Raw genomic sequence first — 22,446 nt, 5'->3', positions numbered from 1 at the left:
ATAGAAATCTTATTCTACGTAAATCATCTGCCGCGTCATGCCGCCATCTGCAACAAGATTTTGCCCGGTTACAAATCCCGCTGCTGGTCCCAGCAAAAACACCACCAACGCACCGATATCACGAGGCTGGCCAACACGCCCTACTGCGTGTTGTTGATGATCGACCGCACGCAAGGGGTCGCTTTGTTGCTGGGCATTGTCACGCGTATCTATCCAGCCCGGACTCACTGCGTTAACCCGGATGGTCGGCCCCAAGCTGACAGCCAGTGCGTGTGTCAGCGCGACCAAGCCACCTTTACTGGCCGCGTAGGCCTCGGTATGCGCCTCAGACTGTACCGCTCGCGTGGACGCTATATTAACGATTGCACCCCCGGTTTCACGTAGCATGGGGATACAGTGCTTGGCTACCAGAAAGGCGCCAGTGAGATTGGTCCCCAACTTGCGATTCCACGCCTCCAGGCTCAGTTGTTCGATCGGCCCATTGTCCGGGTCAGCCATACCGGCATTATTGACCAGACCATCAAGTTGGCCAAAATCACCTTCAATACGTTCGATGCAGGCCATCACGCTCGCCTCATCGGTCACATCCATAGGAATGAATTCAACAGTACCCAGCCGGGCCAGCTTTTCTGCGGCGGCCTGGCCCGCGGGCTCGTCCACATCGGTGAGCACTACCGACCAGCCTGCACGCAGCAGACTGGCGGCAACGCCCTTACCTATCCCTCTGGCGGCACCGGTAACCAGTGCCACGGGAAGATTTTCAGACTCCATTCAAACCTTTCCACCGCGCGGGCCGGCAAAGAACCAGATAATCAGGCCGACTACCGGAAGCAGCAGCACCAACACCACCCACAACACCTTGGCGCCGGTGCTGGCATTACTCTGCACGATATTGATGATCGCCCAGATATCCAAAATCAGAATAACCAGACCAAGAAAGCCGTTACCGACGCTCACATTCATATAAAGCTCCTTTTACAATGGGTCTTTACTATAGCTCAAGCGCGCGCCCAGGGTTTTACAATTCAAGCACCTGATAACGGCTGGCAATATCATTACCGGTTCGCTCTGCGATCAGCGCTTGCTGCGTCGCAGCCGCATGAATCACCAGGCTGGGCTGTCCGGCGCTGGGAACAAACCAATGGGCCAAGCGCGCAGGGAGTGTCAGCAAATCACCCTGACGACAGCTCAACACCAACAGTTGGCGATCCTGATGCAAACAGACGACACCCGCGCCCCTCACCTGCAGGCGTGCTGTAGCTTGCTCGAAACGCTGCTCATCCGCGTGCGGCGCTTCATTCGCATAACCCGGTAGCGCTTCCATTCGCTGTACCCGCATACAGGGCAAGAGGCCCGCTGTTTGACTGGCAGCCAATACCGGCTCAAAGGTCGCGATAATGGTCTGATCAGAATCATCCTGCCCTAGAGCAGGCCGCGGTTGCAGACGCTCAAGGCGCACACCCATGCCGGTCAGCAACGGCTCAATATCCTCGGAATGGGTCAGTACTTTGCCTGGTAACTGGAGTTGGTCGTGATCATAGACAGCGAGGATATTCATCCTGGACGTCGCCTGTTATTTGGAATGTAGGGGCAGTATAAAGGCCCTGGCTAGCAGCGGACAGTCAGCTGAAAGTATGACCTCGAGCCTGCTCAATGCCGGCCGAGGGCAAACAGCGTAACAACACGATCGCGGCAAGCAGAGCTGCCAAACCACCAAGGGTGAAGGTCCAGAAGGCGCCAATCGTATTCCAGCTATAACCGGCATACAGCGCGCCGAGCGCTCCCCCCATACCTGACAATGTCGCGTAAAGCGCCTGGCCCTGGCCTTGCAAGCGGTCGTTGAAGCTGCGTTGAATAAAATGGATTGCCGCTACGTGGAAACAACCAAAAGTCGCCGCGTGCAACAGCTGGGCAAACAGCAATGCACTGAGATACTCGGCCAAGGACCCCAGTACCAGCCAGCGTATGGCGGCGAGTAGCAAGCTGGTGACCAATAGCTGTTTGAGGGTGAAGCGCGATAGCACCTTGGCCATGACCAGAAACAGCAGAATTTCTGCGATCACACCAAGGGCCCAGAGCAACCCAATCACGCTGCGGCTGTAGCCAAGGGCTTCCAGATGCAGTGTCAGAAACGTGTAGTAAGGCCCGTGGGAGAACTGCATCAGACCGGCGCAAAGGAAAAACGCCAGCACACCAGGTCGGCGCAACACGTGCAAAAAACCTTCGGTGTGTATCCCTGTGTGATGCAGCTTGGTCACCGGCGCCGCAGGCACCGTCAGGCTGCAGAAGAAAATGGCCAGCATGATACCGAGCATGACGACCGGATACACATCCAGGCTGAGGATCTGCAGTAGCCAGCCCAGGCCGACTACGGTGGCGATGAATCCAACCGAGCCCCACAATCGCACCATGCTGTAGCGCGACGATTGGGCGCCCAGATGACTCAGGGTAATGGCTTCAAACTGCGGTAACACGGCGTGCCAGAAAAAACTGTGCAGCGCCATGATCATTGCCAACCAGAGGTAATCCTGGCGATAAAATATTCCGGTGAATGCCAGCGCGGTAAACAAGGCGCCCAGGCGTACGATCGTCAAACGCCGCCCGGTGACATCACCCAACCAGCCCCATAAATTGGGTGCCAGGCAACGCATCAGCATCGGGATGGCCACCAGCTCGCCAATCCGCGCTGCGTTGTAACCCAGATAATTAAAATACAGCGCAAGAAAGGGTGCTACTCCGCCAAGCAAGGCGAAGTAGGCGAAGTAGAAACCGGAGAGGCGCCAATAAGGCAGCATCAACGCCTCAATCTAGACAACCCGGCCGCTCACAGCTGGCCGAGTATCGGAGTAGTGACGGTGACATCGGCGTTCTGCGCGCGATGGCGCAGCAGATGGTCCATCAGCACCATAGCCATCATAGCCTCGGCAATGGGAGTAGCGCGGATGCCTACACAGGGATCATGTCGACCCTTGGTGATCACATCCACCGGATTGCCGTTGACGTCAATCGAGCGGCCAGGCGTGGTAATACTGGAGGTGGGTTTGAGCGCAAGATGCGCAACAATAGGCTGACCCGAGGAAATACCCCCGAGTACACCGCCGGCATTATTACTGGTGAAGCCTTCTGGAGTCAGCTCATCACGGTGCTCCGTGCCCAACTGCGCCACCGACGCAAAACCGGCACCAATCTCGACGCCCTTGACTGCATTGATGCTCATCAGCGCGTAAGCCAATTCGGCATCCAGACGATCAAATACCGGCTCACCCAGACCTGGCGGCACGCCTTCCGCGACCACGGTGATCTTCGCCCCGACCGAGTTCTGGTCGCGGCGCAACTGATCCATATAGGCTTCAAGCTCCGGCACCTTGTCAGGATCGGCGCTGAAAAACGCGTTGTCTGCTACCGCATCCCAGCTTTTGAATGGGATATCGATCGGCCCCAACTGGCTCATGTAGCCGCGGATGACAATGCCCTGCCCTTCCAGATACTTGCGCGCGATCGCACCTGCCGCTACGCGCATGGCCGTTTCCCGGGCGGAGGAACGGCCACCGCCACGGTAGTCGCGTACACCGTATTTGTGGTGATAGGTGTAATCGGCATGCGCTGGGCGGAAGGTATCCTTGATCGCCGAGTAATCCTTGGATTTCTGATCGGTATTGCGAATCAGCAGACCAATCGGGCAACCGGTGGTTTTACCCTCGAACACACCGGTGAGAATCTCCACCTCGTCCGGCTCCTGCCGCTGAGTCGTGTGCCGGCTGGTGCCGGGCTTGCGCCGATCGAGGTCGCGCTGCAGATCGCTGGCGTCCAGCGCCAACCCCGGCGGGCACCCATCGACAATAGCTACCAGGGCCGGGCCATGGCTTTCACCAGCAGTGGTCACGGTAAAAAGAGTGCCTAGGGTATTTCCGGACATGCGCGCAACCTGATGTCTTGTGAGCGAAGCTGCCAAGTATACCGTTCCCTCTCGACAGGTGACAGCCTGGCAGCAGGCCGCTAGGCTATGCGTTTTCCCCTGACGGACGCATTCATGCAGGCAGTACTGGATCTTGTGTTACCCGCCGGTGTCCCCGGCCTGGTGATCGTACTGTTGATCATTTCCTCGATATTGACCTCGGCGCTCACCGCGTCCATGGGTATTGGCGGCGGCGTCTTGCTGTTGGCGATCATGGCGCTGGTCATGCCTCCGGCAGCCATTATTCCCGTTCACGGTATGGTGCAATTCGGCTCCAACGCCAACCGCGCGCTAATGACCTTCCGACATATCAACTGGCGCGTCATTCTCTGGTTCTTGCCCGGCGTGATTATCGGCGCGTGGCTGGCGAGTCTGTTTCTGGTCGACTTGCCGCTGCCACTGGTGCAGCTATGCATCGCGGGCTTTATCCTGTTGCTGTGCTGGGGGCCGGCGATTCCGAAGGTGGCTACCGGGCGGGCCGGCACCATGATTGCCGCGACCTTCACCACCTTCGTAAGCCTGTTTGTGGGTGCGACCGGGCCGCTGGTCGCCGCCTTTATCAAGCAGCAACAGGAAGGCGAGAGGCTGTCTACCGTCGCTACCTTTGCCGCGGCGATGAGCCTGCAACATGCGCCCAAGGCGATCGTCTACGGCGCCGCTGGCTTCGTGTTCGGCGAATGGCTGGGGCTGATTCTGTTGATGATCGCAGCAGGCGCCTTGGGTACCTGGGCGGGTTTGCACCTGCTCAAGCGCATCAGTGACCAGCGCTTCGGCATGATCTTCAACCTGCTGTTAACGCTATTGGCCCTGCGCCTGATCTGGCAAGCAGCAAGTAGCTGGTGGTGACCAAGGCAGATTTTCATTGCAGAATCCCGATTAACGGCCGATAAATATCCTCATAACCCATTGCCCACTGTTGTTCGGAATGCCGATGAATCAAGTCACCTCTTCAGAGCAGGACAACAACGAGCAGAAAATCGTTACTGCGCCGCGCGACCCTTTCGCCCGCGCCCGGCCTACCGACGTTTACTGGATACAGCTCAAACCCATCTATAAAGGCCGGCAGATCGCCCATGCCGAACGCTTGGCCAGGGTCACGCTTATCCAGGAACGTGCGGCTCATCTGGAGTTATTCCGTCTCAGGGTCAATACCGACGGTGAAAACAAAACCGATGATATCAACCTGATGGAAGTGCTGGTTGACCACAAGAACCGCCGCGTGCGCTTTGGCCCACTTGAGCACGTACGCATGCAACCTGCTCAGCGCGGCCTGGGCGGCTATTTACTGGCCCAGCTTATCGAGTGGTGCCAGCGCAGTTGCGGCGACTACTCGATCACACCGATCATGTTGCACGCGGAGGAAGTCAGCAGCGAAGAAAGCCGGCTGATTCGGGAAAAGTTGCTTCTGCGTGCCGGATTTGATCTGAGCTATTCAAACGAGGAGCGCACTGCAGGACGCGCCCAGGCCAACCGAGTCAGTAGCTTGATCAGTAGCTGGAATACTGAAAAAGTAGCCGCGATCCAAATCAGCGACATTCTCAACCAGTTGCGCGAGCAGGAACAGTTGAACCGCAAGCAGCAGGCGCAGCTTTCGCAGTTCCAGCGGGTAATCGATAATTTCAAGAACAATGAAATGAATCAGCGCTTCGCCATCGGCTGTCTGATCGTGTTCGCGATATTCCAAGCGCTGATGCTGCTCTGGGTGGTCATGAGCTGAGGTGAGATGCAAACAGGCCCTGATATTCCCGACATTGCCTGGCGCTGAGTATAAAGACCCCATGCCCGCCCTGGCTGAATTTCACCCATTCGAAATCCACGTCAGGCCACTCCGCCATCACATGCACCATGCTATTGCCGACCTCTATCACCAGTAAGCCCTGCTCGGTCAAATGATCTGCAGCCTGCGCGAGCATCCTGCGCACCAGGTCCAGGCCATCCAGACCGGCTGCCAGGCCCATTTCCGGCTCGTGCATGTACTCGTCAGGTAACTCGGCCATATCTTCGGCATCGACATAGGGCGGGTTACTGACGATCAGGTCAAATCGCTCGCCGGGCATGCCTTCAAAACCATCCGACCAGCGTGCTTCTACGCGGCTCTGTAATTGATGGGCATCGATATTCAGCTCGGCGACCGCCAACGCATCGGCGGACAGATCGGCGAGCAGCACTTCAGCTTCGGGGAAGGCATAAGCGCAGGCGATACCGATGCAGCCACTGCCCGTGCACAGATCCAGGATCCGTGTCGGTTCCGTCTCAAGCCAGGGCTGGAAGCGTTGGGCGATCAGCTCGGCTATCGGCGAACGCGGCACCAATACGCGCTCATCAACGATAAAGTCCAGACCGGCAAACCTGGCCTGCCCGGTCAGGTATGCCGCCGGAATGCGCTGTTCTATCCGCCGTTGCAGCAGCGCCAGGGTCAACTGACGCTCGCTCTCGGTTACTTTGCAGCCCATGTACTCTTCGGGCGTTTCCCATGGCAGATACAGCGCATGCAATACCAGCAGCCGGGCTTCGTCCCAGGCGTTATCCGAACCGTGGCCAAAAAACACCCCGTCTTCATGAAAGCGGCTGACACCCCAGCGCACCAGGTCGCGGATGGTGGTGAGGGCGGTGTGCTCGGTCATGACAATGCCTCCAGAGGGCTTATACGGCTCGATAGCGGGTTGCTGACAAGCGCATATTCTAACCTGCATGGGCTTGGAAACTACTGATACACTTGCCTTTTTATCACGCAGAATGACTACGATGAGCCAAGACCCCAGCGAACCGGACGATCTGGAACTTTTCCGCCAGGCTACCCAAGGGGCCAGGCGCATCAAGGTAGACCAGGCCGACACCGGCAAAGCCCGCACCGACCGCACGCGAATCAAGACCCTGCGCCAGGGCGCCGTGCAGCCGACCAATCGCGTTCGCGTGGATGGTATGTCGGACCAGTTCGTGATTGATGTGCTGCCCGAAGAGGAACTGAGTTGGGCGGCAAACGGTGTGCAGGAAAGTCAGTTACGCAAATTGAAAAGCGGCCAGATCCCCTTTGAAGGTTCGATTGACCTGCACGGCCTGACAGTGGAAAAGGCTCGGGAATTGCTCTGGGCCTTTCTCGCAGAAGCGAACAAGATGGAGGTGCGCTGCGTACGCGTCACGCACGGCAAGGCGCAACGCAAGGATGGACGCAGCCCGATCATCAAGAGCCACGTGAATACCTGGCTGCGCCAACACAGCCAGGTACTCGGCTTCACCTCTTGCATACCCCGCCACGGCGGGACCGGCTCGGTATATATCCTGCTCAAACGGGTAATGATGGAAGGCCGGGACGAGTAAGGCAGCGGCAAGCTGCAAGAAAAACCCTGACTATCCACGTAGCTGCTTTGCGCTTGTGGCTTGAAGCTTGCCGCTGGTTCTAGATGCAGGTGGCCCCGCCGTCTACGGGCAAGGCGATACCGGTGGTGAAGCCGGCGCCTTCGGAACACAGATAGAGCACCGCAGCAGCAATTTCTTCCGCTTTTCCAATACGCCCTACCGGATGCATTGCGGCAGCGAACTCGGCTTTGCGCGGATCAATGGCAGCGGCGCGGCGGAACATTTCGGTGTCGATCACGGCCGGGCATACTGCATTGACGCGAATCGATTTCTTCGCATATTCCACTGCTGCCGAGCGGGTCAAACCCAGCACCGCGTGCTTGCTGGCAGCGTAGATGCTCATTTTTGGCGCTGCGCCCAAGGCCGCTACTGAAGCAGTATTGACGATAGCGCCGCCGCCCTGCTTGAGCATCAGGGGAATTTCGAAACGCATGCACTGCCACACACCCTTGACGTTGACATCCATGATGGCATCGAACACATCTTCATTGCCGTCGGCCAGCTTGTCCTGCTCGATCTCGATACCCGCATTGTTGAATGCACAATCCAGGCGGCCGTAGTGGGCGATTACTGCGTCCATCAACGCCTTGACTTCATCAGCCTTGGCCACGTTGCACGCCACAAATACTGCTTCACCACCCTTGGCCTTGATACCTGCGACCACGGCCTGACCTGCGGCCTCGCTGATATCGGACACCACTACTTTGGCCCCCTGAGCAGCAAAAGCCTCTGCGGTGACCTGGCCAATACCGGCAGCGCCCCCGGTGACCAATGCAACTTTACCGGCAAATGTAGTGCTCATAGTGTCTCGACTCCTGACAGAATTGATTGAACTGGCAGGATAGTACCAGCAGCAAACGTCACAATCCGACTGAATCAGCTATGTTGTTCACGCTTTATACTGATTATCTATGGCTTGTTGTTGCAGAAATTCGACCACCGCCGGCTGATCACCGCGGAACACGACCCGTTCGTCCTTGCCGGAACGCTGGTAGGCGTACATCGGGTCATAATAGTGGGTCAGCAAGCCCTCGATCCATCCGCGGTGCGCCTGTACGTCGCCAGTCGCCTGCTGGACATCAAGCGCCTGTTGCATGATCGTCTGAAGGATTTGGTAGCGCTCACCGCCCAATCGCTTGCGGATGCGCAAAAGGCCGCCGCTCAGGTGTTCTGAGAAGGCATTGAACGCGATTTCGGGCTGATCTGGATGCAGCATGGCAAATTCGGCATGCATATCGATCACATAGTCGCCGAGAATCCGCCCGACGCGATTGTCGAAGCTGTCCTCCAGCCAGATCAAAGGCGCGGTCTGCATGGTCTGGTACAGATCCAGGGGTACTGTACAACTGCCGACCATTCGCCCTTCGTCCTCAAGCACCAGCTGCCCATGCCCCGCTTCTCTCACGCGTAACGCTTCGATGGCCAAGGCATTCTCGAAATCGATCTGCACCGGTTGCGCGGTGGCATGGCGGCCAAAACTCGAGCCACGATGATGCGCATGCCCTTCCAGATCCAAACTGTTACTCAGAGCATGAATCACTTCGGTTTTGCCGGTGCCGGTCAGTCCCGCCACTATGTACAGGGGGCAATTCTGTAGCGTCGCTTCCAGACTATCAATCAGATAGCGACGCATGGCTTTATAGCCGCCGACTACCCGCGGATAGTCAATGCCTGCCTCGGCCAGCCACTGCTGGACGATCTGTGAACGCAGCCCGCCGCGAAAGCAATACAGGTAGCCGTCTGGGTGCTTGCGTGCGAAATCTGCCCATTGGGCAATACGCTGCTCCTTGATATCGCCGCAGACCAGGCGGTTACCCAGGTCGATCGCCGCCTGCTGGCCGGAATGCTTATAGCAGGTACCCACCTGCTTGCGCTCATCATCGTTCATCAACGGACGATTGATCGCAGCTGGAAAGGCGCCCTTGTCAAACTCCACTGGAGCCCGGACATCCATCAACGGCACCGTGTTGAGAAACAGCTGCCGATAATCCTCAATGTTTTCGCGCATCAAACGACCTCGACGCAGGGACCCGCGTCCGCCGCCAAACATTCGCCAATCGCCTGCAGTTGATAGCCCTCTGCGGCGGCCATGGCCAGAAACTCCGCTTCCGCCTGAGGATCTACCGCCACCAGGAGTCCGCCACTGGTTTGCGGGTCACAGAGCAGGTTGCGCCATGCCTGCGGCATGTCCGCGACCTTGGCACCGTAACTATCGAAATTGCGCCCCGAGCCGCCCGGCACACAGCCCTGGCCAAGGTAATAGTCGGCACTGGCCAAACGTGGCACCAGGCGTTCTTCGATCCGCGCCTTGACTCCGGAACCCTCGGCCATCTCCACCAGATGGCCGAGCAGACCGAAACCGGTAACGTCGGTCATCGCCTGCACGCCCTCAAGCGTCGCAAAGCGCGCCCCGACACTGTTCAACTGGCACATCAGATCGCGTGCCACGCCGGCGTCTTCCGGGCGCAGTTTTTTCTGCTTCTCCGCGGTGGTAAGGATGCCTATACCCAAGGGCTTGGTCAGAAACAGCCGAGCACCAGGTCGTGCGCTATCGTTGCGTTTGAGGTGGCTGCGTTTCAGTTGGCCGGTCACTGCAAGGCCAAATATCGGCTCGGGCGCGTCAATCGAGTGCCCGCCAGCCAGCGGCATGCCGGCGGCAGTGCACACCGAGCGCGCTCCGGCAATGACCTGACCAGCCAGCTCGGCCGGCAGCAGATTGATTGGCCAGCCGAGAATCGCGATGGCCATCATCGGGCTGCCGCCCATGGCATAGATATCACTGATCGCATTGGTCGCGGCGATTCTGCCAAAATCGAAAGCATCATCAACAATCGGCATAAAGAAATCAGTTGTGCTGACAATGCCCTGCTCGGCATCCAGACCAAAAACCGCCGCATCGTCACGACTCGCATTACCCACCCACAACTGCGGAAAATCGGGACCTGGCTGACCGACAGCGAGAATTTCATCAAGCACCTTTGGCGAAATCTTGCAGCCACAACCGGCACCATGGCTGTACTCGGTCAGACGTATATCTTTACTCATCCCGCTCTCCCGCTATGACATAAGCCGGGGATTTTAGCATGCTGCCTGCCTTCAGCGCTTGAGCCCTTCATGTCGATCAAGCGTATCGCTGGCAACCATTCGGCCCAACTCGATCAGTTCCGGCGCCTTGTGAAACTCGAAGAAGCGGCAAAGACGCTTGGGCACTTCTATCAACACGTCGGGCGGGTAGCCGGCAATCTTGTATTGGGTCAGCGAGGCCTGCATTGCTTCAAAGGAGAGGTTCACCAGTTCCAGCAAGCTCGCAGGGCCCACAGGGACCTCAGCCACTTTGGTCGGTGGTTCCGGCTCATGACGGTCGATCTGCGGCAGCTTCTCGGAAGCCGCTGAAGGGGTTTCTGGCGTCTCATCCGCAGACAAGGCTATTTGATCGGACAATGCGCCCTGCTCGTCTATTTCCCGACGAGTCAGCCAGTTGCGCACGTTAAGAGTGTCGGTCCATTGATCCCATTGACGACGGATAGGGGCTGGACGCTCAATCACCGGCAAGGTATAGCCCGCACAATGGGTCGCGTTCAGGTTTACTGCCATGATCAGATCACAATGGGCCGACACCACCGGCACAATCGGCAAGGGGTTCAGCAGCCCACCGTCGACCAGCACCCGGCCGCCCTGGCGCACGGGCGAGAACAGGCTGGGTATCGCAGCCGAGGCGCGCATGGCCTGATGCAGGCAACCCTGCTGAAACCAGACTTCCTGTTGATTGGTCAGATCAGTGGCCACTGCGGTAAAGGGAATCGGCAGGTCTTCGATATTCACTTCGCCAATGATTTCGCGGATACGCCCGAAAACCCGCTCACCGCGAATCGCACCCAGATTGCCGAAGCCCACATCCAACAAACGCAATACATCCAGATAGGCCAATCCCGATACCCATTCGCGGTAGGCCTCTAGCCCGCCAGCCGCATAAATTCCGCCGACCACGGCACCCATAGAGCAACCGGCGATGCAGTCAATCTTGTAACCCCGACGTTCGATTTCTTCGATCACGCCAATATGCGCATAACCTCTGGCGCCACCACTTCCCAATACCAATGCAACCCGTTGGGACATGCTTCCCCCCCTGCAAAATAATCTCGATTGACGGCGGATGACTGTCTGAGCATCATGCGCGGACATCTTCCAATAGCGTTAAGGTTACCCGTGATCAATACCCGTGTGCTGATTTCTTTGAAGTGGGCTTTTGCTGTGTTGCTGCTGGTGGCTGTGCTGGGTACATTGGGAGCCTGGGCCCTCTATAACGCAGAACCACAACGTGATGGGCAGCTCGATCTGCCAGGGCTGCAAAAGCCCGTTTCAGTCTTCTACGACGCCTGGGGCGTACCACATATTGACGCGCGCAATGATCACGACGGCTACCTCGCGCTGGGTTATCTGCATGCCCAGGACCGGCTATTCCAGATGGACATGCTGCGGCGCATAGGCGCCGGGCGCCTGTCCGAACTCTATGGCCAGGATACCTTTGAAACCGACCGGTTTTTTCGCTCTCTGGGCATAGGCCGCTTTGCTCGGCAATATGCCGAACGGCTGGAACAGCAATCCGAAGAGCCGCACGTCAAACTGATCCAAGCTTATCAAGCCGGTATCAACTACTACATAGAGAGCGGAAAAACACCCCTGGAATACCGCTTGCTGCTGACTCAACCTGACTATTTTGATGCCGCCGACATCGCGCATGTCATGGGCTATATGGCCTATTCCTTTGCCGAGGCGTTCAAGACCGATGCGCTAATGGATAACATAAGGGGCAATCTCGGCGAGCGCCACGCCCGCGATCTGGTCCCCAGCTGGCCGGATAGCATGCCGCCGCGCAGGGCCGTAGACAGCGGAGTAACCGGCCTGCTCGACCCGTTGCTGAAGCAGATCGTCAAAGCCGAGCAGCAAGTGCCTGCAGGGCAGTTTCTCGGCAGCAACGCCTGGACGGTCAATGGCAAGCGTAGCCTGAGCGGTTCGCCGCTGTTGGCCAACGATCCGCATATAGGTTACTCCGCGCCTGCGGTGTGGTTTGAAGCGCACCTGCGTACCCCTGAACACGAAGTCTACGGCCATTTTCTTGCCGGCATCCCCTTCCCTTTGCTGGGCCAGACGCGTCGGCACGCCTGGGGGCTGACGATGCTGATGAATGACGAAGTGGATTTCTACCGCGAGCGGGTCAACCCTGACAATCCCGATCAAGTACGCGCGGGCGACAGCGGCTGGCAGGATCTGACCATCCATGAAGAAGTTATCAAGGTTCGCGGGCAAGAAGATCGCCTGCTGCGCATGCGCAGTTCGCGGCATGGACCGATCATCAACGATCCAGCACCGGGGGTCGCATTGGACGCTGAAACCGCAGCGCGGCCGCCGGTCAGCCTGTTCTGGAGTTTCCTCAACACCGACAATGACGCCGCGCAGTCGTTTTATGGACTGGCCCGCGCCAAGAGCATGGATGAGTTTGAACAGGCTGCAGCGCTCCACAGCTCTCCCGGGCTCAACCTGATTTATGCCGACGTCGAAGACAATATCGCCATGTGGGCGATCGGCCGGCTCAAGCGCTGGCCTAACAGCAACAACAGCTACTCGCTGCTCAGCGGTTCCAGTGGCCGGGACGATTTTCTCGGCTATCAACCGTTCAGCGCCAATCCGCGCATTATCAACCCTTCTTCAGGGCATATTTTCAGTGCCAACAATCCCTATACCGAAGCCGGCCGACGACGCATCATGCCGGGCTATTACGCCCCCAGCGAGCGCGCCGAACGTCTGGCAGAGTTGTTGAACAACGAAGAGCAGTTCGACCTGTCGCAGTTCAAGGACATGCAGCTGGATACGCGCAAGCCGCAGGCATTGGCGATGCTGGATGATGCGCTGCCCTTGCTGGATCATCAGTTGTTAAGCAAGGACCTGCGTGCACCGGCGGCCCGAGCGGCGGAGATACTCAGCGAATGGAATGGCACCTTCACCCGTGAGCAGGTTGGCGCAACGCTGTTTCAGCGCTGGCAGGACCATCTGATGCAAGCGCTGTTTGCCGATGAACTGGGCGAGCAGTTTGACGTTTTCCGCAATACTGATCTGGCCGAAAAAAGCCTGTACAGCCTGTACTGGAAGGCCTCCTCGCCCTGGTGGGATAACCGACTCCAACCAATTATGGACGGTCGCCAAGCGGCCATTGAACAAGCCTGGGTTAAGACAATCGAGTCGCTGACAGACGAGCTGGGCATCGAGCCAGACAGCTGGAGCTGGAGCCGAGTTACCCGCCTGCAGCATGAACATGCGTTGAGCGAGCGCCTGCCGGTGGGGCGGTTTTTCGACAGCCGGGTTGCCGCCGTTGACGGCGGGCCAGAAAGCCTTAACAGCATGACCTTCGATACAGGTGTGGGGAGCTACCAGATCAAAGCGGGGCCTTCGACCCGCCGCCTGATTGATCTGGCGGACCTGGATCGCAGTTTGGGCATCAATCCGATGGGCCAGTCTGGCAATCCGTTAGACCCGCATTATCGTGACCAGAACGAGCTATTCAATCAGGGGCGGTATCGCAGTCAGCTGTTCGACTGGCAGGCGATCCAGGCTTTGCCGGATCAGATCACTCTACGGCCGCGATGAGGCGGCGTTTATGGGTCAGAGCTTGATGATCAAAATGGCGCCTAAGGGAAGTGCTTCGCCCACTTCCAGGCGCTGGCTACGTATTCCCAGCTCCACCAGTTGCCGGGTTACCGCAGGCGCCTGATCACCGTTGACCGATATCCGCAGACGGGTATCGGAACGCAGCATGCGGTTGATCAGATTGACCCAGGCCTGCGCTGTTTCCGGATCCGCGGCATGGTTTGCCGGAATCACCAGTTGGCCCTCCGCATGCAACAATTTGAGCATGGTAGCCGGCGTGGGGTAGAGCGTTTCAGCCACCGGCTGTTCAGGAGTGAACTGTTCGACATGCAGATATACCCGCCGATTGCCGCGGGTAATCGCATACAAGCTGACAAATCGTTGTGGTTCGCTATCCAACTGCATGACCAGATAGGCCTGGTTATCTTCCGGGCCATACAAGGTCGAATTGTTCAACACCTGATTCGCCCACAAGCTGCTACTGCCACACTCCCGGCCCTGGCAGAAAAACAGCATGCTGCCTGGCTGAGCCAACAATTGCTCCTTGGCATGTTCAAATGCTTCATGGCGATCATGTGGGTCGGGTATCCGATAGGTGGCACGGATCAGCTCGCCCGTGGTTCTTACTTCACGCTCCGCGCGTAGCTGATTGTTGATGCGCCGAATACTGCCCATCACCACCGCATGGTCGACAGCCGCTTCGTTGGAAGAATCCACCAGCGTTGCACCAGGAAAGGCGCTCAGCACAAGGCGCTCTGACAGTTCATCTGCGGCCGCGGGCCGGGCCAGCACACAAAGCAAAAGGCCAGCAAAACCGAGGGTGGGTAGAAAAAAGGGCATTCAATCTCCTGTTGGCACCCTCAGAACGGGGCACATGGGACCATACACTACTCAGCAGCATTATATTGGTAAGGCGCTCTCCCCTCGCCGCTGATGGATACTGTAGACCAAGCCGCTGTTGGTATTGATCATTTGCGTCTGACGGTCCAGGGTCAAGTCAGCTTTCTGAAAAAACTGTCAAATATCGTTGCGACTTCCGCAGCTGGTTCCTCAAGATGCAGGTGATGCCCCCCGTCCAATTGATGCAACTCGATATTCTGAAAGCGTTCGATACGGTCCAGCACTTGAGGGTGTTTATGCATTACGCCCTGGTTGGCCAGTACCAGGCAGGTCGGCGAGGTGATGGCCTCAATAAACGCCACAGCATGGTTGCTGGTGAAGCGCATGGGTGAAGGCAGCATGAGCTGCGGATCGGTGCGCCAGGTCCAGCCGCCGTTGTCCGGCATCAACCCGCGCTCCACAAGTATCTTCACCGCCTCATGGCTGATATCCGTATTACTGCCCTTGGCCCGCGCTTGAATGGCGTTGTCGACACTGTCGTAAACCGGTTTGCGCTTGCTCTCCAGTGCCAGGCTGGCAGCGAAGAAACGCGCCATCTGTTTGGGTGCATCCTCGGCTTCGGAGGTAAATGGCAGCAGGCCATCGATCAGGCAGGCACCCATGATCCGCTCAGGCAGGCTGCCGGCCAGCACCCCACTGATAATCGCGCCCATGGAATGGCCAAGCAGCGCAAAGCGTTTCCAGCCCAGATTCTCGGCCACCTGCAACACGGTCGCGGCTTGCTGCCACAGGCTGTAGCCCGCCGCCGGCATGTGCCCGGACAACCCGTGACCCGGTAGGTCGAGCGCTACCAGATGTACATCATTCAGCAACGGCGCGATCCGGTCAAAGGTGGCAGCGTTATCCAGCCATCCATGCAAACCGATCACTGGCAAGCCGTCAGGGTTACCCCAGACCTTGGCAGCAACCTCTAGTGACGGCAGGGAAAATCGAACTTCGTGACTACTCACGCTCATGACAGAATCCTATGGGTGGGATACAGAAAATCGCAGCCTGGACCGCAGTACCGGCGGGCAATCTATGCCACCACTGAATGCGAGACAAGTAATGCAGAGCCCATGAATGACCTGGCATAAGGTCTTATCTGACCGGCACCACAGCCATCGTCAACCGAGCAATACAGGTCAGTTGGTCCGCAGCATTGTGCAGCCGAATGTCCCATACGTGAGTGGTACGCCCCAGATGGATCGGCTTGGCCAGGGCTGTCACACGGCCACTGCGTACCGCCTTGAGATGATTGGCATTGACTTCCAGACCCACGCAATACGATGTGCTGTTGTCGATGCACAGATAGGATGCGGTACTGCCGAGCGACTCTGCCAACACCACCGAGGCACCCCCATGCAATATGCCGTAGGGCTGATGGGTGCGTGCGTCCACTGGCATACTGGCGGTGATCCAATCATCACCCACGTCCTCAAAGCGGATATCGAGCAGCGAGTTGATATGCTCGCCCGGCTTGTTGAGTTCTTCAAGATCGACTTTCTGGTGCCAGATAGCAGCCATTCTTCCTCCTAGATACTGATGCGTTAGCTTACTGGCCTTGCCAGAGCACCCGGTGCCCACTCACCGACCATAATTCGAACTGGTCCTGGTAGGTCGCTTCCACGACATTGCGCTTGATCTTCAGGGTCGGCGTCATAAAACCATTCTCGATTGTCCAATCATCTTCCACGATCACCAGGCAACTGAGCTGCTCATGACGCTCGACTTTCGCATTAACATTATCCAGTAACTCGCTGAAATCTTTAGAAAGCTGTTCACGACTGCCTTGCGCTTCCTGCTGACCAGCCTCTGACAGTTGCACCAACGCCAAGGGTTGACCGAGGTTATTCCCGACCACACAGACCTGCTCTACGCGACTGTGCGCAGCGAGCAAGTTTTCGATCGGCGCCGGCGCCACATACTTGCCTTTGGAAGTCTTGAAAATATCCTTGATACGCCCGGTCAGGCGAAGAAAGCCTTCGTTATCGATCTCGCCTACGTCACCGGTGCGCAGGAAACCGTCTTCGGTAAGCGTTTCTGCGGTTTTCTCCGGCTCTTTAAAATAGCCCAGCATGGTTGCATTGCTACGTACCTGCAGCTCGCCTTCTGGCGAAAGACGACTTTCCACGCCAGGATTGGGCAACCCGATCCAACCTGGCTTGACCCGGCTGGGCCGCCCCAGGTGCGAGTAACCACAGTTCTCGGTCATGCCGTACACCTCGGCGATGCTCAAGCCAAGACGCCTGTACCAGGCCAGCGTGGTGTCGGCCACTGGCGCGGCACCGCATACCGCATAACGAATCTGATCAAGCCCCAAACCAGTCAGCACCTTACGCGCCATCACTCGACCAATTACCGGTATTTTCAACAGCTTATCCAACAAAGCTGCGGGAATTTTACTGATAACCCCCATATGGAATTTGACCCAGATACGCGGCACGCCAAAAAACACCGTGGGTCGAGCGCGCTGCATATCACGCTGGAAGCTCGCCAGGGTATCGGCGAAAAACACGGTCTCCCCCGCCAACAGCGAAGCCACCTCGACAAACTGGCGTTCGGCAACGTGACATAGCGGGAGATAGGACATCAACCGGTCGGCGTCGCTGATATTGAACAAACGCAGGCAGTTGTTAGCAGAAAAATACATGCTGGCGAAACTGAGCATGACGCCCTTGGGCATCCCGGTAGTGCCGGAGGTATAGATGATCGTTGCCAGTTGCTCTGGATCAGGTAGCGGCTCGCCTTGCATGGGCTCATTGGCTTGCAGCAAAGACTGCCAACCGAGCAACTGCGGGTCTTCTGGCGCCAGCGGCAACCCGAGCATGGGCAAGTTTGGCGGCATGCCAGGACGCATGCTTTGCCAATCATCGAGCTTCCCGATGAACACCGCTCGCGCTTCCGAGTGTTCAAGAATCTGGCGCGCCGAGTCGGCGGTCAGGTTCGGGTACAGCGGAACGGAGACATGCCCTGCCATCCAGATCGCCAGGTCAGCGATTATCCAGTGCGCGCAGTTCTTCGAGACCAGGGCGATATGACTGCGCTCGGGAAAATCCAGGCTGCGCAGGTAAGCCGCCACCCGTCGAGCCTGCTCACCAGCCTGCCCCCAACTGATCTCTTCGACCTGCCCGTCGGGCAAGGGCTGGACCAGATAGATTTTCTCCGGATGCTTTGCCTCTCGCTGGTAGAAGGCTTCCAGCGCAGATGACACGGTCAGCCTGACCTGATCTCCCATGACGGCACCTCGGTTCTGATTGTTTTTTATGAGATAAGCTGCACTGCAATACCTACTGGTAACGTTGCTCACCCGTATGAATGAACACTATCCCATCTAGCCACCCCCTCGACAAGATAGAAGAAGCACGCAATAAAGGGCATATCGGCCGCCCCGTGTACTGGTTGCGTGATCAGTTAAGCAGATCGGCCGGGCTGGTCAGGAGCCGCAGTTGACCCAGACCGGCAGCGGGGAGGTCCAGTTCGATGCACGCCAGTCCGGCGGTTGGCATTGGGTAGTGCCCTGCCCGATTACCCTCGACCAGCAGGCTGATCAACTGGCTGACCAAGGGTTGGTGGCTAACCAGCAACAAGTTCTGTTCCGCGCGCTCAGCAAGGAAATCCAGCACCCGGCGCGGGTCATCATCCGGAGTCAGCCAAGCCACTGTGGCCACGCCACGGCGCAGTTGTGTCTGCTGCTGCACAATCTGAGCTGTTTGCTGGGCGCGCAGGTAAGGGCTGGCCAGAACGGCATCCAGGGATTGGCCGGCCAATTGCGCCGCCATCACCTGCACCTCTTCACGACCTTCGTCGGTCAATGCTCGCAACTCATCGCTGGGCGCCAACCCTTCCGCCTGACCATGGCGCAGAATCCAGATCTTCATATTTTCTCGGCGGGCGCTTCAGAGACAGGTGCCGCCGTGTTGTCCGTTGGCCATTCCATGAACGGCCAGGGTTTCTGCTCCGACGCGCCGGTAACGTAGCGGCCGATCTGCGCGGCGTACGCCGACAAGCTACTGCCGAACTCAGCCAACCTGGGGTCAGCCTTGGCAGTGAACACTCGGTAGCCGATCTGGAGTATCACTACCGCTATCAACAGCAACTCCGTAACCTGCCAGGCGAGCGCCAAGAGCAAGGTATAGAGCAGGCGCAGCCAGAAATCGGCCGAGCCGACGGATTGATTCAGTTTACTCATCAAGGTTTCTCCTGCACCGCTGTAGTGGACATGAATGCGGCAAACTCCACATCGTGCTTCTGTTCAGCGCTCATCAGGCGACTGATAACCGCCGCCAGCGGCTGCTGTTCGAACAGGATTGCATGCAAGCCCGCTACCAGCGGCATGTAAACACCCTCTTCCTCGGACTTCTGCCGCAGTACTCGCAACGTATTAACGCCTTCGGCCACTTGCCCCAACTGGGCAACCGCCTCCTCCAGTGTTTTACCCTGCCCCAGCGCAAATCCCACCTGGTAATTACGCGACAACGGCGACATACAGGTCACAATCAGATCGCCCACACCGGCCAGGCCCAGGAAGGTCAGCGGATTGGCACCCATATGCACGGCGAAGCGACTCATTTCCGCCAACGAACGGGTAATCAACATGCTCCGGGTGTTCTCGCCCATACCCATCGCGGCTGCCATGCCGGAAATGATCGCATAGACGTTTTTCAATGCGCCGCCCAGCTCTACGCCGTATCGATCCTGACTGGCGTACACGCGCAAGCGCTTGCTGCCCAGCACGCCCTGCACCTGGGCACAGAGCGCCTGGTCATCGCTCGCTACCACAGTGGCGGTCAACTCACCGGCCGCCATCTCCTTGGCCAGATTGGGACCGGAGAGCACAGCAACGCGGGCCTCTGGCGCTTCTTCAGCGGCGATATCGCTCATCATCAGGAAGCCTGGCTGTTCGATACCCTTGGTGGTACTGATCACGCCCTTGCCGGCCAGAGCCGGTCCGATGTCCTTGAGCACCGAGCGAAAAGCGCTGCTGGGAATGGCTAGAAACACCAGTTCGGCATTAGCCACTGCCATTTGCATATCAGTGCTCACCGTCAGCCGCGGATCAAGCTTGAAACCCGGCATGTAGCGACGATTCTCGTGCAGTCGGTTGATTTCCTCGGCTACCTTTTCATCCCGCAGCCACAGGGTGACAGGTACACCTTCTGCAGCCATCAGTCCTGCCAGCGTCGTGCCGAAACTACCGCCACCCAGTATGCAGACAGGCGTCTTGTAATCGGTCATCTGAGATCCTTGGAACAGTGATTGATAGGCGCAGTATAAATCGTGCTAAGGCTAAATGGGGCGCTGCCGATAAATCAGTTGCCCAAAGGTGGTAAAAAAGCCGCCTCTGGGTAAGATGGGCCGACAAGAACCTGAATGGTCGCAAAATGATGGCATCACATTTGAAGTATCCTTTATTGCCGCTGCTATGCATGCTCGCCAGCACTCCTGCTACTGCAATGGATGATTTGACCCTTGGCGACACCGAACTGCCTTCGGTACTCAGCGCCACCCGACTCAAGCAGTCGCCGGCTGAAGTGCCGGGCAGCATGACCGTTATCGATCGCGACTTGATCCGCGCCAGCGGAGCCCGGGACATTCCCGAGATACTGCGCCTGGTGCCGGGTATGAAGGTGGGCTACCTCTCCGGACATAGTGCCAACGTGAACTACCATGGCACCAACACGACTGAAGCGCGTCGCATGCAGGTGCTGGTCGATGGCAGATCGGTGTATCGCCCCGGTTTGGCCACCGTGGACTGGACTGACATTCCCCTGGCGATTGAAGACATCGAGCGCATCGAAGTGTTTCGCGGGCCGAATACCGTCACCTATGGCGCCAACGCGCTGATGGGCGTGATCAATATTATTTCCACGCGCCCGGAATTGGCCCAGGGTACACGCCTGAAAATCACCCAAGGTGACCGCGGCGTAAAGGATCTGTATGGCAGTCAGGGCTTCAAATTCGGCAACAGCCTGGCCCGCCTCAGCGTATTTGGCAAGGAGGACAGCGGTTTTGACTCCGATGATGAGGGCAATGACTTTCGCGACGGCAGACGTCTCAACGCCTTCAATATGCTCGGTGACACCACTTTATCAGCCAGCCAGAGTCTGAGCTGGCAATTCGGCGCAAAAGAGGGAACCAGCCAACGTGCAAATGACTATTCGGTACTGGCCGAAGGGGTAGAAGACAGCCCATTTCTTTATGACCAGACGATACTGTCACACAACCCTGATTCGGATATGACGTCGCGCGACTACTTTGCGCAGCTTCACTGGAAAAACGATTTGTCGGCTGACCATCGTCTTGACATCAAAACCTATGTGCAACATATGGAGCGCCTGGCTGACTGGCGTGCATGCGATTCACCAATAGTGTTTTCGCCAGAGTTGCGCGAGCTTTATCAGCTCGGGAGTGTTTTCCCACGGCGGATCAACGACATTTTGACCGATAAGAACGGCGTGTGGGGTGATCCGGTATTTGCGAAAAACTATCTGATGACTCGCGACAACATGCCTGAAGAGTACTGGCCGGTGATCGAGGGCGTAGTGGCTGAACACGCCGCCGCGCGCAATGGCGAGCCGGCGTGCTGGGACTTGAATGAAAACCTCCGTGAAACGCGATATGAAGTAGAGATACAGAACACCATGCAGCTCGCCGATAACCTGCGGACCGTGTTCGGCGGCAGCATGCGATACGACCAGGCAGACTCCGACACGTTGTTCGGCGGGCAGGTCAATAATCACATAGGCCAGCTATTCGGCAACATTGAATATCGGCCTCACCACCGCTGGCTATTACATGCTGGTGTAATGGCCGAAGAAGATAAACTGAGTGGCTTCTCCCTCTCGCCCAGGATCGCCGCGCATTTTTTTATCCAACCCACCCACAGCCTGCGAGCAGTGTACTCCGAAGCCGTGCGCTCACCTGACATGTATGAAAACAACGCCCAATGGACCTACACCGCCGACAACCTCAGCGGCCCCGTTTCAGGCAGCAATCAGTATTACGCAGTCGCGAAAGGCCCCGGCAACCTCAAACAGGAAGAGATGCGTTCATACGAGGTTGGCTACAATGGTTACTTCCATCAACTGGGTCTGTCCATCGACATAAAAGGCTTTTATGACGAAATTCGTAACATGATCAGCCAGCCTTTGCAGATCGTGAATTTCGTACCCGACAACAGCAGCTTTTCGCGCTTCACCGGTGCTGAATCCCAACTCGACTGGAAACTGACGAACGACGACCGTTTGCGACTGACCTATGCATACGTCGATTTCGTAGCCTCCAACAGGCTCGACCAGCGCCTGACAGCCCGTAACAGTGGCTCTGCGGCCTGGCTGCGACAATGGCCAGGCAAGATTGAAAGCAGCCTGATTTACTACGGCGCCGACATGCTCAATGAGCGTCGCTTCGAGCGGCTTGACAGTCGCATTGCCAAGCGCTTTGATTTAAGCAACTCAAGCAGTCTCAACCTGGCATTGACCTGGCAGTACCGCCTGGATGACGAGGGCCTGACCTGGCCGGAAAATCAGTTTAATAGCCCCAGCCATTATTATCTTAGTGCCGAGCTCAATTTCTGAGGCACCATAGCAATCCGCAGCAGCGATCGCTGT

22 protein-coding genes are annotated in these 22,446 nt (G+C 57.6%); 5 read left to right on the top strand and 17 right to left on the bottom strand.

Features of this window, described 5'->3' with window-relative positions:
* Nucleotides 1-9: 9 nt before the first annotated feature.
* From EAO82_RS11430 to aroC, 5 genes are all read right to left on the bottom strand, one after another.
* Nucleotides 10-771, bottom strand: coding sequence for an SDR family oxidoreductase (locus tag EAO82_RS11430; protein WP_096345832.1), 762 nt, complete (start codon nt 769-771; stop codon nt 10-12).
* Nucleotides 772-963, bottom strand: a complete 192-nt coding sequence (locus tag EAO82_RS11425) for a PLDc N-terminal domain-containing protein (protein ID WP_096345831.1) — start codon at nt 961-963, stop codon at nt 772-774.
* A 55-nt stretch (nt 964-1,018) separates the two neighbouring features.
* Entirely contained in the window at nt 1,019-1,558 is a 540-nt protein-coding gene (locus EAO82_RS11420) for a hypothetical protein (RefSeq protein WP_096345830.1), read from the bottom strand.
* A 64-nt stretch (nt 1,559-1,622) separates the two neighbouring features.
* Nucleotides 1,623-2,795, bottom strand: coding sequence for an MFS transporter (locus EAO82_RS11415; RefSeq protein ID WP_096345829.1), 1,173 nt, complete (start codon nt 2,793-2,795; stop codon nt 1,623-1,625).
* 29 nt (nt 2,796-2,824) lie between these two features.
* Nucleotides 2,825-3,916, bottom strand: coding sequence for a chorismate synthase (gene aroC / locus EAO82_RS11410; protein WP_096345828.1), 1,092 nt, complete (start codon nt 3,914-3,916; stop codon nt 2,825-2,827).
* Nucleotides 3,917-4,030: 114 nt separating this feature from the next.
* Between aroC and EAO82_RS11405 the strand changes: the two genes are divergently transcribed.
* Both EAO82_RS11405 and EAO82_RS11400 read left to right on the top strand, forming a co-directional pair.
* Nucleotides 4,031-4,801 (top strand): sulfite exporter TauE/SafE family protein, encoded by a 771-nt coding sequence (locus EAO82_RS11405; RefSeq protein WP_096345889.1) that lies wholly within the window; start codon nt 4,031-4,033, stop codon nt 4,799-4,801.
* An 85-nt stretch (nt 4,802-4,886) separates the two neighbouring features.
* Nucleotides 4,887-5,672, top strand: a complete 786-nt coding sequence (locus EAO82_RS11400) for a hypothetical protein (protein WP_096345827.1) — start codon at nt 4,887-4,889, stop codon at nt 5,670-5,672.
* Here EAO82_RS11400 and prmB read toward each other — a convergent pair.
* Nucleotides 5,662-6,579 carry a 50S ribosomal protein L3 N(5)-glutamine methyltransferase gene (gene prmB / locus EAO82_RS11395; RefSeq protein WP_096345826.1) on the bottom strand — a complete coding sequence of 306 codons (918 nt, stop codon included), beginning with the start codon at nt 6,577-6,579 and terminating at the stop codon, nt 5,662-5,664. The two genes, EAO82_RS11400 and prmB, sit on opposite strands and share 11 nt — an antisense overlap.
* Nucleotides 6,580-6,700: 121 nt before the next feature.
* On the opposite strand from prmB, the gene EAO82_RS11390 reads away from it, so the two are divergent.
* Nucleotides 6,701-7,273 (top strand): Smr/MutS family protein, encoded by a 573-nt coding sequence (locus EAO82_RS11390; RefSeq protein ID WP_096345825.1) that lies wholly within the window; start codon nt 6,701-6,703, stop codon nt 7,271-7,273.
* 79 nt (nt 7,274-7,352) lie between these two features.
* Here the strand turns inward: EAO82_RS11390 and EAO82_RS11385 are convergent, their stop codons facing one another.
* The 4 genes from EAO82_RS11385 to EAO82_RS11370 all read right to left on the bottom strand — a co-directional run bounded on the left by EAO82_RS11385 (nt 7,353) and on the right by EAO82_RS11370 (nt 11,428).
* Entirely contained in the window at nt 7,353-8,114 is a 762-nt protein-coding gene (locus EAO82_RS11385) for an SDR family oxidoreductase (RefSeq protein WP_096345824.1), read from the bottom strand.
* Nucleotides 8,115-8,201: 87 nt separating this feature from the next.
* Nucleotides 8,202-9,320 carry a tRNA 2-selenouridine(34) synthase MnmH gene (gene mnmH, locus EAO82_RS11380; RefSeq protein ID WP_096345888.1) on the bottom strand — a complete coding sequence of 373 codons (1,119 nt, stop codon included), beginning with the start codon at nt 9,318-9,320 and terminating at the stop codon, nt 8,202-8,204.
* Nucleotides 9,320-10,357 (bottom strand): selenide, water dikinase SelD, encoded by a 1,038-nt coding sequence (selD, locus tag EAO82_RS11375; protein WP_096345823.1) that lies wholly within the window; start codon nt 10,355-10,357, stop codon nt 9,320-9,322. Before selD ends, mnmH begins: the two co-directional genes overlap by 1 nt.
* A gap of 51 nt (nt 10,358-10,408) precedes the next feature.
* Entirely contained in the window at nt 10,409-11,428 is a 1,020-nt protein-coding gene (locus EAO82_RS11370; RefSeq protein WP_096345822.1) for a patatin-like phospholipase family protein, read from the bottom strand.
* A 90-nt stretch (nt 11,429-11,518) separates the two neighbouring features.
* Here EAO82_RS11370 and EAO82_RS11365 point away from each other — a divergent pair, with 90 nt between their 5' ends.
* On the top strand, nt 11,519-13,954 hold the full coding sequence (locus EAO82_RS11365) for a penicillin acylase family protein (protein ID WP_174958847.1): 2,436 nt from the start codon (nt 11,519-11,521) through the stop codon (nt 13,952-13,954).
* Nucleotides 13,955-13,969: 15 nt separating this feature from the next.
* Here EAO82_RS11365 and EAO82_RS11360 read toward each other — a convergent pair whose 3' ends face one another.
* The 7 genes from EAO82_RS11360 to EAO82_RS11330 form a co-directional block, all read right to left on the bottom strand.
* The gene (locus EAO82_RS11360; protein ID WP_096345820.1) at nt 13,970-14,794 is read right to left on the bottom strand and encodes a DUF4892 domain-containing protein; all 825 of its coding nucleotides are present in this window, start codon (nt 14,792-14,794) and stop codon (nt 13,970-13,972) included.
* A gap of 152 nt (nt 14,795-14,946) precedes the next feature.
* The gene (locus tag EAO82_RS11355; RefSeq protein WP_096345819.1) at nt 14,947-15,810 is read right to left on the bottom strand and encodes an alpha/beta fold hydrolase; all 864 of its coding nucleotides are present in this window, start codon (nt 15,808-15,810) and stop codon (nt 14,947-14,949) included.
* Nucleotides 15,811-15,934: 124 nt separating this feature from the next.
* Nucleotides 15,935-16,360, bottom strand: a complete 426-nt coding sequence (locus EAO82_RS11350; RefSeq protein WP_096345818.1) for a hotdog fold thioesterase — start codon at nt 16,358-16,360, stop codon at nt 15,935-15,937.
* Nucleotides 16,361-16,388: 28 nt separating this feature from the next.
* Nucleotides 16,389-18,071 (bottom strand): AMP-binding protein, encoded by a 1,683-nt coding sequence (locus EAO82_RS11345; RefSeq protein ID WP_096345817.1) that lies wholly within the window; start codon nt 18,069-18,071, stop codon nt 16,389-16,391.
* Nucleotides 18,072-18,243: 172 nt separating this feature from the next.
* Nucleotides 18,244-18,714, bottom strand: coding sequence for a phosphohistidine phosphatase SixA (gene sixA / locus EAO82_RS11340; protein WP_096345816.1), 471 nt, complete (start codon nt 18,712-18,714; stop codon nt 18,244-18,246).
* A complete protein-coding gene (locus tag EAO82_RS11335; protein ID WP_096345815.1) occupies nt 18,711-19,025 on the bottom strand; it encodes a DUF4389 domain-containing protein in 315 nt (104 codons plus the stop codon). Before EAO82_RS11335 ends, sixA begins: the two co-directional genes overlap by 4 nt.
* Complete coding sequence (locus tag EAO82_RS11330) at nt 19,025-20,071, bottom strand: NAD(P)H-dependent glycerol-3-phosphate dehydrogenase (RefSeq protein ID WP_096345814.1); 1,047 nt, start codon at nt 20,069-20,071, stop codon at nt 19,025-19,027. Before EAO82_RS11330 ends, EAO82_RS11335 begins: the two co-directional genes overlap by 1 nt.
* 146 nt (nt 20,072-20,217) lie before the next feature.
* On the opposite strand from EAO82_RS11330, the gene EAO82_RS11325 reads away from it, so the two are divergent.
* Entirely contained in the window at nt 20,218-22,413 is a 2,196-nt protein-coding gene (locus EAO82_RS11325; protein WP_096345813.1) for a TonB-dependent receptor plug domain-containing protein, read from the top strand.
* The last annotated feature ends 33 nt before the right edge of the window (nt 22,414-22,446 follow it).

Source organism: Halopseudomonas pelagia (genome assembly GCF_009497895.1).
Lineage (GTDB): Bacteria > Pseudomonadota > Gammaproteobacteria > Pseudomonadales > Pseudomonadaceae > Halopseudomonas > Halopseudomonas pelagia_A.
This window is presented reverse-complemented; position numbering and strand designations above follow the sequence as displayed.

Excerpts from the sequence above, each read along its gene's own strand:
- EAO82_RS11385 (WP_096345824.1), bottom strand. The coding sequence starts at position 8,114 with ATGAGCACTACATTTGCCGGTAAAGTTGCATTGGTCACCGGGGGCGCT.
- aroC (WP_096345828.1), bottom strand. The coding sequence starts at position 3,916 with ATGTCCGGAAATACCCTAGGCACTCTTTTTACCGTGACCACTGCTGGT.
- EAO82_RS11360 (WP_096345820.1), bottom strand. The coding sequence starts at position 14,794 with ATGCCCTTTTTTCTACCCACCCTCGGTTTTGCTGGCCTTTTGCTTTGT.
- EAO82_RS11325 (WP_096345813.1), top strand. The coding sequence starts at position 20,218 with ATGATGGCATCACATTTGAAGTATCCTTTATTGCCGCTGCTATGCATG.
- EAO82_RS11370 (WP_096345822.1), bottom strand. The coding sequence starts at position 11,428 with ATGTCCCAACGGGTTGCATTGGTATTGGGAAGTGGTGGCGCCAGAGGT.
- EAO82_RS11350 (WP_096345818.1), bottom strand. The coding sequence starts at position 16,360 with ATGGCTGCTATCTGGCACCAGAAAGTCGATCTTGAAGAACTCAACAAG.
- EAO82_RS11355 (WP_096345819.1), bottom strand. The coding sequence starts at position 15,810 with ATGAGCGTGAGTAGTCACGAAGTTCGATTTTCCCTGCCGTCACTAGAG.
- EAO82_RS11430 (WP_096345832.1), bottom strand. The coding sequence starts at position 771 with ATGGAGTCTGAAAATCTTCCCGTGGCACTGGTTACCGGTGCCGCCAGA.
- prmB (WP_096345826.1), bottom strand. The coding sequence starts at position 6,579 with ATGACCGAGCACACCGCCCTCACCACCATCCGCGACCTGGTGCGCTGG.
- EAO82_RS11345 (WP_096345817.1), bottom strand. The coding sequence starts at position 18,071 with ATGGGAGATCAGGTCAGGCTGACCGTGTCATCTGCGCTGGAAGCCTTC.
- EAO82_RS11330 (WP_096345814.1), bottom strand. The coding sequence starts at position 20,071 with ATGACCGATTACAAGACGCCTGTCTGCATACTGGGTGGCGGTAGTTTC.
- sixA (WP_096345816.1), bottom strand. The coding sequence starts at position 18,714 with ATGAAGATCTGGATTCTGCGCCATGGTCAGGCGGAAGGGTTGGCGCCC.
- mnmH (WP_096345888.1), bottom strand. The coding sequence starts at position 9,320 with ATGCGCGAAAACATTGAGGATTATCGGCAGCTGTTTCTCAACACGGTG.
- EAO82_RS11390 (WP_096345825.1), top strand. The coding sequence starts at position 6,701 with ATGAGCCAAGACCCCAGCGAACCGGACGATCTGGAACTTTTCCGCCAG.
- EAO82_RS11425 (WP_096345831.1), bottom strand. The coding sequence starts at position 963 with ATGAATGTGAGCGTCGGTAACGGCTTTCTTGGTCTGGTTATTCTGATT.
- EAO82_RS11335 (WP_096345815.1), bottom strand. The coding sequence starts at position 19,025 with ATGAGTAAACTGAATCAATCCGTCGGCTCGGCCGATTTCTGGCTGCGC.
- EAO82_RS11415 (WP_096345829.1), bottom strand. The coding sequence starts at position 2,795 with ATGCTGCCTTATTGGCGCCTCTCCGGTTTCTACTTCGCCTACTTCGCC.
- EAO82_RS11405 (WP_096345889.1), top strand. The coding sequence starts at position 4,031 with ATGCAGGCAGTACTGGATCTTGTGTTACCCGCCGGTGTCCCCGGCCTG.
- EAO82_RS11400 (WP_096345827.1), top strand. The coding sequence starts at position 4,887 with ATGAATCAAGTCACCTCTTCAGAGCAGGACAACAACGAGCAGAAAATC.
- EAO82_RS11420 (WP_096345830.1), bottom strand. The coding sequence starts at position 1,558 with ATGAATATCCTCGCTGTCTATGATCACGACCAACTCCAGTTACCAGGC.
- selD (WP_096345823.1), bottom strand. The coding sequence starts at position 10,357 with ATGAGTAAAGATATACGTCTGACCGAGTACAGCCATGGTGCCGGTTGT.